We start from the raw sequence: 13146 nt of genomic DNA, 5'->3' as shown, positions 1-13146 counted from the left end.
GCGTTTTACATCTACGAAAAAATCCTGCCCATTCTAAAATTCCAGAATGGACAGGCATTTGGTGTAGGACTATCTTTTTTTTAAGCCATAGGTTTGCACAATCTGTTGAACGAAGGGCTCCAAGTGGGTATCATAATGTTTCTTTAGTACAGGCAACCGAAAACTTATTTTCGAGAAATAAGATACGACTTCAGCATCAGCGATCGAGCCTAACAAGTAAAACTTCATCGGCTTCTTTTCTGCAGCAGCAAAAAAGAACATGTTAAAAATTGGCGCAAAATTGGAGAGCTTGCCATTAACCATAAATTTTAGGTCAAGGAAATAGTATTCTCCTTTGTCAATAAGAAGAAATTTCAGTTGAGGTATATCACTCGCAACCTGGCAGAAACGAATATCTTTTTGTGTCGGCTTTCCTTTTATGTATCTCAAGCCATAAATCCATTGATAGCACATGAACCTTTCATACACAAGTTGTGGAAGTGCACTTTTCCAAAGATCAAACTGTAATTTTTTCCTTTCGGAAAAAGTTCTGCTATAATTTTCGTCCTTATGGTTTTTCATTTGAAAATAGAAAGAGTTCTCCCACATTTCTTCACAAATGTCGTTCAAATTAAGCTGCTCTGAATTGAGCTCCAGATCGTCTGATATCGTTTTACTGTTTAAGTATGTCAATAATGATTTAAAATTTCTTTTGTCATTATTTAGGGTTGCCGTAAAAGGAATAAGTAGGGTTAATTCTTTTTCTTCATTGTATCTCTCGTGTAGGTTTAAGGGGTCTAAAATACAATATGCGATAACTGGTGTATCATTTTCTAATGAATCCGATAATTGTGGTTCAAGAAAAATATTTCTTCTTGCCTCATTTTTTAGCGGAATAATGGGAAGCGAGACGCTTGGTTTAAAAAGATTTCTAAATGTCTCTTTCAGTTTAACGGTTAGCCCCTTGCTATTGCTCGCGATTTTCAGGTATTTAGAAGTTCCATTATCCGCATCAAAGAAATCCGGATAGTAATAGTCCTCAAAGCTTTTTTCATGATAAAACCATAAATATTTATTTAGAAAAAAGTAGGCATATCTGCTTAGATAAAATTCATCTGTATCCATGCTGCAACTGATAAGTAAATGATCCTGCGTTACTTTCAGGTATATTATTTCGACATCTTCATTTTCGATACTGATCGAGGCGGTAAGTATTTCGTTGACAAAACGCAAATGTTTAATGCTAACTGAAAGATAGCCGCGTTTTGGAGGCCTGAATTCCGAAAGTGAATCTAGGGTTTTCCGTTCAAGCAACCGGGTTCCGTTTTTGAAAGGGAGTTTAAAAAACCTGTAAAAAGGTATATCGGGAGTTAAATTATTCAAAACCTACCCCCATTTCTATTTGCATCTCGTTTTGCAATTTAAACTCAGCTATTTTACTGGTGCAAATCTCTTTAGTAAGTTCAAAGAATGCATATGCCTTTGATACAAGCTTATCTGCGACGTCTGAATCAACTTTAAAAGTGTCCTTATATCTTGCCTGGGAATAGCTCTTTAGTAAAATTTCAAATAATAAAAGATCGTCTTTTGTAGTTCTAAAAAGATTGGAAGGTTCTTCTGAAAAGCAACAGCAGAGATCGAGTTGACGGCCTAAGTGATGAATATCTGATCTGTAAGCGAGATTAACTCTGATCAATGCAATGGTACATTGTTCGATGACCTGGTGGGTCAAAAAAACGGCAATGGCATAATGTTGATTAGCATAACTATCTGCTGCTGCATCTAAAAACCCCTGTGCCAATTTTATCCTATGTTCAAAATGCTTTTTGGCCTTTTCAAAGTTTTGGCTGTGGTCAAACTTTATTTTGATCTCTTGCATCAGGATTCCGGTATTATTATAGAGAAGCCTCCCTTCGTTTAAGATCGTAATGAAAAACCTGTTGTTTTTTTGGATACACTCCTCAATCGTTTCATTTCCATGGGAAAGTATAGTAATCTTGCCATCATTAAAGTGTGAACGACAAAAGTCTTGGGCTTCATGTTCATTCCTTGTTGAGCTTTCCATTATCATTAGCAGAAAGTAATGTGGCTCGTCTTTAATTAGACAGGAGGTAAAGCAACCTGAACGATTGTTGGATTTTAAGATTTTGGAAAATGAGTAAATTTTCATCGGCTCAAATTTCTTTACAAGTATTTCAACAAATGAATTTAGTCTAGCCCAGGTGGATGGTGAATAATTTAAGTTTTCTACTATCATGGCATTTTCAATTTATTTTCTAATTTCCAAATTACCATCGCTGTACCGAACCAACGCAGATTGTTTTATACAATAGCTTGGTTGTTTTTTACCAAAGAAAAATTTTAGATATATTTGGAATATGGAAACCTCAGAAAAAAACACTCGCATGCATTTAGGACGGAAAATTAGCCGCTTAAGGGAATTAAGAGGTATGAAGCAAGACACATTAGCCTTGGAATTGGGTATTAGTCAGCAATCTGTAAGTAAACTTGAACAAAGTGAAGTCATAGAAGATTCTACGCTAGAGAAAATCGCTTTAGTATTGGGGCTTCCTGCTGATTCGATAAGAAATTTCGATGAAGAAAAAATGATTTATAATATTCAGAATAATTACGAAAATTCAAATAATACTGGTGCAAATGTTGGTTACCAAGTCACCTTCAATCCGCTTGAAAAAGTTATTGAGCTATATGAGGAAAACAAGAAATTATACGAAAAGTTATTAGCAAGTGAGAAAGAGAAAGTTGAAATTTTAAAAGGTAACTTTAATAAGACATTTTAACCATATAGCTAGTAGAACAACTTGTCAATATTTTATGGTTTATGAGAAAGAGTTTCAAAATGGATATGTAAAAATGTTAATTTCTTCCCTTGGCTACATGTAGAATATACTTTTATTAAAATCCAAATAGTTTATCATAAGCTGAATTGTTCTAAAAAGCTTTCAGGGTTTACAGTGTATTTGGCATTGCCCTGAAGGTTTCGCCATTTAGCTCACAACCACCTTTTGCATGCATTGGATGGTCAGATTGAATTGTCGGATCTTTTTGATTAGTATTAAATTTTGACTTTCCCCACTGTTTAAAGAAAAATGCTGTGTTAGATTCTTGACATCTATCTTTTATATGCTCTATCCAAACTTTTTTTATTGGTCTTGCTTTTGGCCCTGATTCACCCCCTACTATTACCCAGTCAATATTTTTTAGGTCAAGAAACCGAATCGGGGCTATCATTGGTTCAATCGAAAGGAATTTAGTCTTTGCAGTAGTGAGTCGTAATTCATCGATTCTAAAAGTATATTTTTCACTTTCTACAGAAACCCCCATCCAAATATTATCTGTCCAATTAAGTAAGTTCGATAACTGAAGCAAGCGTTCCGATCTTTTAGTTAGTATTTGATAAGTGTGCTTAGGAGTTTGGTTCATTACTGAAAATACAGCCTGAATATACTCAATCGGAACTTCTGGGTGGAACAAATCACTCATTGAGTTTACAAACACAATTTTTGGTTTCTTCCATGTGAATGGCGTATTGAGTGAGGCTGGTTGAAGTCGTATTTCAAAACCATCTTTATATTTTTCAGCACCCATTAATTTAAGTCGTTTTGCCATAACCTCAGCATAGCAAAATTTGCAGCCTGGACTTATTTTGCTACAACCCGTAACGGGATTCCAAGTTAATTCGGTCCATTCTATGCTAGATTGTGACATGGTTATAGTTTTTTCAAAATTACTGAATTTGCGAGTTTATTTATTAATATTAATTTTTTAATTGATATGTTAACAAGTGGGGTTTTTTGTATGTTTTATCATAATTCACCATTGGAGATGTAGATGCGTATTTTATAAGCCCCTCCTTCTTCATTTTTTTTAGGCATTCGTTAGCGTGTGCACCTAGAAAACCCTTGTTCATGCAGAAATTGAAAAGCTCTTTGTTATTTAGAATTTCGCCAGATAAAATCTTGGTTTTAATTTCATCTTGGAACGACTCGACTCGACTTCGACCACGGTCTCCAGTGAAAATGTTCATTTGATTGACCGTAGCATTATCATAAATATCAAAATTAGCCTGTCCGTTATCAGCATTTCGACTCCATGCAACACCTAAGAACTTATCTACTGCGCGAATATGGGAGGCGCCAAAAATTATCCCGTGGATATTTTTGCCTTTCTTAAGGGAAAAGGGGTATAGTTTCAACTTCGTAGCTTTTGGAAGTTTTTGTCTTAGTTGCTCAATTACACTGATATGTATAAATTTATAAGGATTTTTCTTTGCTTCGACCATGTCGATGTCTAGATTCATTTTGAATTCTTCCTGTTCGCCGAACCGCCAGAAGTATGAAGAAGAAATAAAATATAGGAAATCTGTTTGGAAGGTTTTTTCAAGCTCGAGGAAATATTTTTCAGATGTAAATTTGATTCCATTTTGATCCAAATAAACTAAAGATGGTGTTGATTTTATATTGAGTAATAATTTAGGAAATAAAGTTTCAAAATCTTCATTTGAATATTCGATGTGAACTCTGTGTTTTAAGCTGGGATTACAATCCATAAATTCATCGCATGATTTTTTGAGTAGCGCGAACTTTTCTTGTTCCTTTTTATTAGGCTCAAATTCGTTAAGAAAAATATTAATTTTAACATTATTATTAAAAATGTGCCCTCTTTGCTCTAGAATCCTATTTAAAAGCCTTATTGGACTCCCCGCTATACCTAGCTTATCGTAGCCGGTTCCAGCAAAGAAATCAAAAATTTGAATCACTGGAGTTTTTTGCATTATGAAAGTAGGTAGCCATGCTTGAGCGTAATCCTCGAATATCTCGAGTTTCATAATTGTTTCTTCGCTAAAGGGCTTGTCATGTAGGTTTTTAGAAGCCATGATTTACAGTTGAGAGTGTTAAGCAGCAATCTAATAGTTTTTTGTAAATTAACCAAACTAAAGGAATAACTCTTTCCTCAAAAAAATCTGAATCTACTTCCAATAATTTGGAGAGGGCTTTATCCTTCTTAGTTCTTTTAATTAAGAACTTACCATAGCAAACTTTTTTCATGGTATTTTCGGCTCACTAATTCCCTTTTCTCAGCATAAGTTTAAGTTTTTGAAATAATCATTATTAAGCATTAACTTTGTTTTTACCTCTATTGTTCTATTTCAGCCTTATAGTAATAGAGTTGAATACATTAGGATGAAAAATTTTGTTGCACATCCATACTTTAAAAAATTAATCTAAAAAATGCCTGGAACGATACCTAACCCTTTATGGTTATATAGGATCATACATTGTGACAACATTGATTTTATCCTTAAAAACGGAATCTACGTCAGAGGACATGCTAGTCATGATCCCAATTACATTAACATTGGCAATAAGGACATAATTAGCGTCAGAGATAATTTTAAAGTTAAACTAGATGGTTACGGTAATATTGGAGAATATGTTCCTTTTTATTTTGGCAAGCAATCCATTATGTTATATAACATATTGACTGGACATGGTGTACCTAAACATAATCCTCAAAATATAGTCTATCTTTGTTGCGAAATTAATGATTTAACAGGTACTTGTAAGAAGTATTTCTTTTCCGATGGTCAAGCCAACAAAGCATTCACGGAACACTATAATGATTTAAAGCATCTTGGTGAAGTTGATTGGGATGTAGTACTGGGTGAAGATTTCACTATGAATGGAGATAGTGACAGACCACGGAGGTATATGGCAGAATTTTTGGTTCACGAATTTATACCTGTGGATTGTATAAAGAAAATTATTGTTTTTAATCAGGCTAAAAAACAAGAAGTTGAAAAACTCGTTTTAGATAATGGCTACAAAATTCCAGTTCGAGCAATTAAGGAAGGTTATTTTTTTTATTTCTAATTAGGATGGTAAAAATTGTTAGTGGTAACATGTTGGATGCCAAAGTTGATGCTTTGGTGAATACCGTTAATACTGTCGGCGTTATGGGCAAAGGGATTGCTTTGCAATTTAAAAATTCGTTCCGTAACAATTATAAGGTATATGCTGACGCTTGCAAAATGGGGACTTTCCATATAGGTGAGGTGCTTGCTGTTGAAGATCAAAATCTCGATGGAAAGAAGCTGATAATCAATTTTCCAACTAAGGAACATTGGAAGCAACCTTCAAAAATCGAGTATATCGAGAAGGGTTTAATAGCTCTGGCCAAATATCTTAAAGAACATAAGATTAAGAGCGTTGCATTACCTCCACTTGGTTGTGGCAATGGAGGGTTAAAATGGGGTGATGTAAAACTATTAATAGAAAAACATCTTGCTGACGTTGATAGCGAGATCTTTGTTTATCAACCTAACGATGCAGTCAAAACTATACTTCAGAAGGAAGAGACAGGGGCTAAAACGAAATTAACCCCCGCCAGAGCAATGTTATTATACTGCTTGTTTTATTATGAAGCGATGGGTGAATATACTAGCTTGTTTGCGGCAAATAAGCTTGCGTATTTCCTCCAACGGATGGGTGAGGATCTCAAGCTTAAATTTCAGGCCCACCATTATGGCCCCTATGCACTAGGCGTGGGACATGTTCTGCTTGCAATGAATGGGAGTTTTATTAAAGGCCTCGAACAGAATGAAGCCAAAGCTTTCGAGCCCTTGAAGCTCAATTATGAAAAGCTTGAAGAGGTTAAGGAATATGTGAAGTTAAAGTTGACGGACAAACAGGTGCAACGATTGAAATCATTAATATCCTTCATTAATGGGTTTGAGACAGAACTGTCTTTAGAAGTTTTGTCATCGGTTGCGTTTTTACTGGAAAAGAATCCTCATCAAACCCTTACTGAAATAAAAGAAGGTATTTTTAGTTGGAACTATAGAAAGAAACAGCTTTTTAAGGATAGATATATCGAAATTGCATACGGACACCTAAAGACTTACTCAGGTGCTGAAAATTTATTTGCTGATCTTAGCTAGAAGTCAACTTGTTTGTGGTTGCAATAAGTTATATTCAACATTTAATTAAGATCGATCCAAAAGTGATTCAGCAAAATATATTTTCAATTGATATTTCTTTTGTTATTCCACTTGTATTGATGTATTAATAAATTATTAATACATTTGAATATAGAATTGTTGTTCTTAAATAGATTTATTGGTGTGCATTTAGAGCGCATTATATTTTGTGATTTTTAACTTATTGTTAAATAGATATTTACGTGGTTTAGTTCGAGTCCCGTCCATTCCGCAACAAAAGCCTTAACTTGAAAAAAGTTGAGGCTTTTTTGTTTCAATGCCTTTTCTGATGAAAATAATTAGAATGACATTCAGTAGGTTACGGTTTTAAAAGGGGAAATCTAGCTTAGAATAGTGATAAACTGAAATTAGTATCTATATTTGCCATCCCGAAAGGGGAAGAGGTTCTAACTTTAAAGAAGAACAAATGGAGTGGTAGTTCAGCTGGTTAGAATGCCTGCCTGTCACGCAGGAGGTCGCGGGTTCGAGTCCCGTCCATTCCGCAAACGAAGTCTTAACTTGGAAAAGTTAGGGCTTTTTTGTTTTTTGGCTTAATTTTATTGTAAGGCTTTCTATGTTTATATTATTCAAAGTGTAAAAGATGGATCTTTTATAAAGGCTTTACTGAAATCCACCCTACAGACTTATCCAACATAACAATGGAGAATCGAATATACCCAGTTTAAAAATGCTATGGATTTTTGTTTATCTCGAAGAAGCAAGCTCGGAAAAAAAAGTGGATTCATTAGAGAAAAGGTGCTAGAAAAATATAGCCATGCTCAGGTTTATCAACCTATTGGCTCCTCAAAAAGTAAAATTTCACGATTAAATAGTTTAGAGTGATAATGTTGCCTGTCATCCCCAATATCATTGGGGAAGGGTTCGAGTGCTCCCGACCTTGTTTGGGACAACAAATACCTTAACTTGAGAAAAGTTGGGCTTTTTTGTTTTCCCTGAAATACATCGACATTAATCAGGTTTCGGCAAAATTTTCGCTAGGCTTCTGAAACTTTCGATTAGCCGTACTCTATTAGACTTTATTGCTGCGAACCTGAAAAGCAGTCATCTCTAAAAACTTTAGCCTTTAAGATTTATTAATATTAAAGGAACATGGGTGAAGTAGTTTTGCTTAATCAAAAAAAACAGCATTGAGCGAATTACTAATTGCATCTTTAAAACGTGATGATAGCCTTGCAATGGAGCAAATATTCGGCATCTATTGGGAAAAGGTATTTGATGCTGCGTTTAGAAAAGTTTGTAATGAGGATGTTGCTCAAGACATTACCCAGGAAATATTCATTTCGCTGTGGGAGAATCGGAAAAGTTTAGAATTAACCGGAAATCTCTCTGGATATTTGCATGGCGCTGTAAAATACAAGGTGATTAACTATTTCAGATCCAATGCTATTAAAGAAGGTCATCAGGCAGAATTTGCAGTTTTAATGAATCAGCAGCATGTAAGCACAGCCGACGAAATTTTAATTCTACGAGATACTTCCAAAGAGGTTGAAAATGCGTTGCAAAGTTTACCAGAACGTATGCGGCTAATAATTTCGATGAGCCGAAAACAAGATAAATCGATAAAAGAAATTGCCGCTGAACTAAATATTTCTGCACAAACGGTTAAAAACCAAATTACTGCGGCAATGAAATTACTCCGTGAAAACCTCTCCTATCTGTTGTTTATAACCTTTTTTATCCGTTAATAGAAACTTAACAAATACGTAACATCTTTCGTTAGTACTATTTTAATTTTGAAACGACATGTATTCAAATGACGGAAGAAGAAGCAAAACAGGTGCTGCAAAAATATTTGGATGGAAGGGCAAGTACTGCCGAAGTTAAACAAGTCGAGGATTGGTATCCTCAATTGGATGTTCCTAACCAGGAAGTTTCCGATGAACGAAAACTCTTAATCCGATCTGAGATATTGGTAAACATTAGAAAGGCTATAGCTAAAAAGGAGGATAGAAGATCTTTTTCAGCTACTTATTGGTTCAAGATAGCAGCTGCGGTTACTATACTGGGCTTTATATTTTTTGGATTGTGGAAGCAAAAAGATCAGTACAAAACGGCTTCAACTCAAACTATTGTATTTACAAAAGCAGGCGAGCGGAAAAATATAACCCTTAATGATGGCTCGGAGGTTACACTAGAACCTTTAGCTAAACTAACTTACCCAGGCAAATTCGGTAAAAACTCGCGTAAAATTAAGCTTTTGGCTGGCGAAGCCTTTTTCTCTATAGCCCATGACGAGCAAAGGCCTTTCCACGTCGAGCTTCCTTCAAATTTAAATGTTAAGGTTTTAGGAACTTCATTTAGAATCCGTGCCGATATCGCAAAAAATGAGATAGAAGTTGCTGTTGCTACGGGTAGAGTTGCGGTAAGCAACAATGGTAAACTCATTAGTAAGCTAGTCAAGGACGAAGTTCTTCAATACAGTAAAACTACAGGGCAATCTTCAATTCATATAAACAAGCTCATCACTCCAGTTAAAATAGAATTTAATGGCTCTACCCTTGGTCAGGTAATTAAGCGGATCGAATATGTGTACAGTATTAAAATTTCGCTTTCAGATAAATCGCTCTCTAACTTGAAGAGTACAGCAACCTTTAATAGTGTTCAGCAGCCTAATGAAATTCTTGACATTATTTGCAGTCTGCACCACTTAAAATTCAGCTCAGATAAAAATCGTAAAACATTTAAAATATATAAATAATGAGCGGCTAAGTCATTTAAAGAACCTGTCCGCGTGAATTTTTAAAGGACAAATCACAACAATTTACTAATTATTACAAGCAATCAAACAAATGAAAACAACCTCGTCCAAGAGGACTCTATCTCCTTATCGAATCATGAAATATTCGTGTTTAACATTTTCAATTATCTGCATATTCTGCAGTTCCCTTCTCGCATCGTCTGGCATGGCCCAACGATTGGCGAAAAGCAAGGTTAGCATTAAAATAAGTAAGGGAACCAAACTTAGTGATATTGTTCGCGAAATCGAAGGCATTTCAGGGCTCAATTTCGTTTATAATCCTGATCTTCTTCAAGAAAAAAACACTTATGTAAGTGGAGAATTTAAGATGGAGCCCGTTCGCTCTTTATTAGATAAATTGGGGCTCAGTGTTGTAGAAAAGGACGATTATGTAATATTAAATAATGCAACTTTTAACAAGCCCGACAGGATTGTAACCGGTACGGTTAAAGATTCTACAGGTTTGGCGTTGCCTGGTGTATCTGTTAAGGTAATTGGTACGCAAACAGGAACGATTACTGATGCTAATGGTGCATTCAGAATTGAAGTTGGCGGACAAACGGTGCTCTCCTTTTCGATGATTGGTTATCGTACAAAAGAAATTGCAGTTAATGATAACCAGATAATCAATATTGTACTAAGCGAGGAAAGAGCCTTGTTGGCTGATGTAATTGTGGTTGGTTATGGAACGCAGAAAAAGGAAACTTTAACGGGAGCAGTAAGTTTAGTTTCACTTGATAAATTATCATCAAGATCGGTGAACAGTGTGGGCGAAGTTTTGGCAGGAAAATCTCCTGGTGTAATTGTTACCAATGAAGGCGGCGACCCTACCTCTACCCCACGAATCAACATTAGAGGTGCAGGCGGTATAAATGGCGAAAGCGTTCTTTATGTGATCGATGGTTCTATTTTCTTAGGTACACCACAGCTAAATCCTAACGATATTGAATCTATCTCGGTATTAAAAGATGCTGCGGCAGCAATTTATGGGGCTCGTGCCTCGGGTGGTGTAATTTTAATTACAACCAAAAAAGGAAAAAAAGGAAAAATGCAAATTGCTTTCGATGGTAAGATAGGTCAGCAATCTGTCTGGAAAAAGTTGGAGGCACTTAACGCAGTACAGCGTGCTCAGGTTGCGGCAACTGCCGCGAAAAATGGCGGAACAACGATTTTACCTGCTTTTGATCTAACTAAATATCCTGATGGGCAGGTTACCCGAACCAATTGGATGGACGAAGTTTTTAGAGATGGAATGTTACAGGATTACAACGCTGCCTTAAATGGAGGAAGTGAGAAATCGAACTTTTATTTAAGTTTTAACTACCGTGATGCAGAAGGCATTGTTCTGAATACTAAAACCAAGCGGTATAATTTCAGAATTAATTCTGAGCACGAGCTTACTCCATGGTTAAAGGTTGGCGAAAATTTATCGTATAGCAGCACAAACGGAAATGGTGCAAATACAAGTAGTGATTACACTGGAGCACTTTTATCAGCAATTTATTATCCAACTAATGGTACGCCTTATAACGCTAATGGGAGTTTTGCGGGTTTGCCTGGAGGTCAGTATGCTGGCGACTACGGAGATATTGTTAACCCTGTTGCCGAATTACAACGTATTGATATTAATAATCCCGTAAATGTTTTAGTTGTTAATCCTTATGCTACCCTTCAATTAGCTAAAGGTTTAACCTTTAAATCTAATTTAAGCATTACTAAGTCAAACTCACAGTTCAAAAGTTTCACACCGAAAAGACCAGAAGTCGGTAAGCCAGTATTAAGTAATAGTTTGGTTCAACGGTCGGATGCTTCGAACGATATTTTGGCCGAGCAAGTAATTAACTATCATACCAATTTTGGTGTTCACCAACTCGATTTTACGGGTGGTTATACCTATCAAAAAACAACGAGTAATGGTCTTTACGCATCAGGATCGGGTTTTGATGATGAATCTCATCAATACAGGTATTTAACTAATGCCACGATCATACAGCCATCATCAAGTTATTACGATGCAAAGTCAATTTCTTCTGTTTTCTTAAGAGCCAACTATAATTACAAGGAAAAATATCTTTTATCCTTAATTGGCAGACGAGATGGTTCTTCAATGTTATCAAAGGAAAACAGATTTAGAAATTATGGTTCAATTTCTGCAGGCTGGGCGATTAATAAAGAAGAATTTTTAAAATCAGCAAACTGGTTAAATGAATTAAAGTTAAGAGGAAGTTACGGCATACTTGGTAATCTGGGTAGTCTATCCACTTCGGCTGTAAACCCATTACTTGGTGCAACACAAAGTTACTTTGGGCAAACCCCAACCTTACAAAATGGTTACGTACAAACTATATTGGCAAATAAAAATCTTACCTGGGCAGAAAGCAAGCAAACCAATATTGGTTTGGATTTTACTGTACTTGATCGATTGAGTTTAGTTGCCGATTATTTTATCAAGGAAACGGATAAGATGATTTTAACCCGATCGTTGCCTGGTACGGCGGGATTAAATACCCAAACCATTAATGCGGGTATTGTGAAGGATAAAGGTATAGAGTTGGGGTTAACTTATAACAGTGCAAAAAATACGGCTTTTACTTACTCTGTAAACGCAACACTTACCAAGTTAAACAATAAGGTTCAGGAATTGGCGCCAGGTTTAACACATATCGCCGTTGGAACGAATTTCAGAAACGAATTAGCGCCATTAGCAATCACAATTGGGCAGCCTTTATACAGCTATTATGTTTTAAAAACAGATGGTATTTTCCAAAGTCAGGCTGAAGCAGATAATTATAAAAATGCAAACGGGCAAAAAATTCAACCAAATGCAAAAGCTGGTGATTTTAAATTCATTGACTTAGACGGAAGTGGTTCGATTGATGGCAAAGACCGCTATTTTGCAGGCAGTGCTTATCCTGATTTTTCTTATGGTTTAAGTTTTAACGCAAGCTACAAAAACTTCGATTTTAATGTTTTTGCGCAAGGTGTTCAAGGTAATAAACTTTTCAATGCTGTTAAAAGAACTACTTATAGTGCAAGTGGCCCATCTTACAACAAGTTGGTTGGTATTTTAGATGCCTGGTCGCCAGAAAATCCTAACGGAAAAGTGCCGATTATTTCAACAAGCGATAATAATGGAAACTTTAATGCATCCGATTTCTACATTGAAGATGGTTCTTACCTGCGTATTCGTAACGTAACCTTAGGTTATAGCTTACCAAAATCTCTTACAGGAAAACTTAAAACTGGCGCTATTAGAGTTTATGCAACTACAAACAACTTATTTACCATTACTAATTACTCAGGCTTCGATCCAGAAATCGGCATGGATAATAACGGTCTTGATGTTGGTCGTTACCCACAGGCAAGAAGCTTCATATTTGGTCTAAGTGTTAATCTTTAATCTATAACA

General features: G+C 35.7%; 10 protein-coding genes and 1 tRNA gene. 7 read left to right on the top strand and 4 right to left on the bottom strand.

Annotation, left to right across the window (positions count from 1 at the left end; genetic code table 11):
• Positions 1-69: 69 nt before the first annotated feature.
• Together ACZZZI_RS09600 and ACZZZI_RS09595 are read right to left on the bottom strand one after the other, a co-directional pair.
• Complete coding sequence (locus ACZZZI_RS09600; RefSeq protein ID WP_463489293.1) at positions 70-1293, bottom strand: hypothetical protein; 1224 nt, start codon at positions 1291-1293, stop codon at positions 70-72.
• 61 nt (positions 1294-1354) lie between these two features.
• On the bottom strand, positions 1355-2236 hold the full coding sequence (locus tag ACZZZI_RS09595; RefSeq protein WP_463489292.1) for a HEPN domain-containing protein: 882 nt from the start codon (positions 2234-2236) through the stop codon (positions 1355-1357).
• A 121-nt stretch (positions 2237-2357) separates the two neighbouring features.
• On the opposite strand from ACZZZI_RS09595, the gene ACZZZI_RS09590 reads away from it, so the two are divergent.
• A complete protein-coding gene (locus ACZZZI_RS09590; protein WP_463489291.1) occupies positions 2358-2780 on the top strand; it encodes a helix-turn-helix domain-containing protein in 423 nt (140 codons plus the stop codon).
• A 169-nt stretch (positions 2781-2949) separates the two neighbouring features.
• On the opposite strand, the gene ACZZZI_RS09585 is transcribed toward ACZZZI_RS09590, so the two are convergent.
• Positions 2950-3708: a DUF5131 family protein gene (locus tag ACZZZI_RS09585; protein ID WP_463489290.1), complete on the bottom strand. Its 759-nt coding sequence runs from the start codon at positions 3706-3708 to the stop codon at positions 2950-2952.
• A 49-nt stretch (positions 3709-3757) separates the two neighbouring features.
• The gene (gene tcmP / locus ACZZZI_RS09580; RefSeq protein WP_463489289.1) at positions 3758-4876 is read right to left on the bottom strand and encodes a three-Cys-motif partner protein TcmP; all 1119 of its coding nucleotides are present in this window, start codon (positions 4874-4876) and stop codon (positions 3758-3760) included.
• Positions 4877-5231: 355 nt separating this feature from the next.
• On the opposite strand from tcmP, the gene darT reads away from it, so the two are divergent.
• From darT to ACZZZI_RS09550, 6 genes are all read left to right on the top strand, one after another.
• The gene (gene darT, locus ACZZZI_RS09575) at positions 5232-5873 is read left to right on the top strand and encodes a type II toxin-antitoxin system toxin DNA ADP-ribosyl transferase DarT (RefSeq protein WP_463489288.1); all 642 of its coding nucleotides are present in this window, start codon (positions 5232-5234) and stop codon (positions 5871-5873) included.
• Between the two features lie 5 nt (positions 5874-5878).
• Positions 5879-6940 carry a type II toxin-antitoxin system antitoxin DNA ADP-ribosyl glycohydrolase DarG gene (gene darG, locus ACZZZI_RS09570; protein WP_463489287.1) on the top strand — a complete coding sequence of 354 codons (1062 nt, stop codon included), beginning with the start codon at positions 5879-5881 and terminating at the stop codon, positions 6938-6940.
• Between the two features lie 468 nt (positions 6941-7408).
• A tRNA-Asp gene (locus tag ACZZZI_RS09565) sits at positions 7409-7482 on the top strand.
• A gap of 645 nt (positions 7483-8127) precedes the next feature.
• The gene (locus ACZZZI_RS09560) at positions 8128-8685 is read left to right on the top strand and encodes an RNA polymerase sigma factor (protein ID WP_424059674.1); all 558 of its coding nucleotides are present in this window, start codon (positions 8128-8130) and stop codon (positions 8683-8685) included.
• Between the two features lie 68 nt (positions 8686-8753).
• On the top strand, positions 8754-9698 hold the full coding sequence (locus ACZZZI_RS09555) for a FecR family protein (protein ID WP_463489286.1): 945 nt from the start codon (positions 8754-8756) through the stop codon (positions 9696-9698).
• A gap of 217 nt (positions 9699-9915) precedes the next feature.
• Complete coding sequence (locus ACZZZI_RS09550) at positions 9916-13137, top strand: SusC/RagA family TonB-linked outer membrane protein (RefSeq protein WP_463489285.1); 3222 nt, start codon at positions 9916-9918, stop codon at positions 13135-13137.
• The last annotated feature ends 9 nt before the right edge of the window (positions 13138-13146 follow it).

The organism is Pedobacter sp. AC190 (assembly GCF_979258025.1).
The sequence above is the reverse complement of the archived record's forward strand: the minus strand, read 5'-3'. Positions and strand labels throughout refer to the sequence as shown.

Bases quoted from the DNA above. Each gene is read 5' to 3' on its own strand.
- ACZZZI_RS09555 (WP_463489286.1), top strand. From the start codon at position 8,754: ATGACGGAAGAAGAAGCAAAACAGGTGCTGCAAAAATATTTGGATGGA.
- ACZZZI_RS09585 (WP_463489290.1), bottom strand. From the start codon at position 3,708: ATGTCACAATCTAGCATAGAATGGACCGAATTAACTTGGAATCCCGTT.
- ACZZZI_RS09590 (WP_463489291.1), top strand. From the start codon at position 2,358: ATGGAAACCTCAGAAAAAAACACTCGCATGCATTTAGGACGGAAAATT.
- darT (WP_463489288.1), top strand. From the start codon at position 5,232: ATGCCTGGAACGATACCTAACCCTTTATGGTTATATAGGATCATACAT.
- ACZZZI_RS09595 (WP_463489292.1), bottom strand. From the start codon at position 2,236: ATGATAGTAGAAAACTTAAATTATTCACCATCCACCTGGGCTAGACTA.
- darG (WP_463489287.1), top strand. From the start codon at position 5,879: ATGGTAAAAATTGTTAGTGGTAACATGTTGGATGCCAAAGTTGATGCT.
- tcmP (WP_463489289.1), bottom strand. From the start codon at position 4,876: ATGGCTTCTAAAAACCTACATGACAAGCCCTTTAGCGAAGAAACAATT.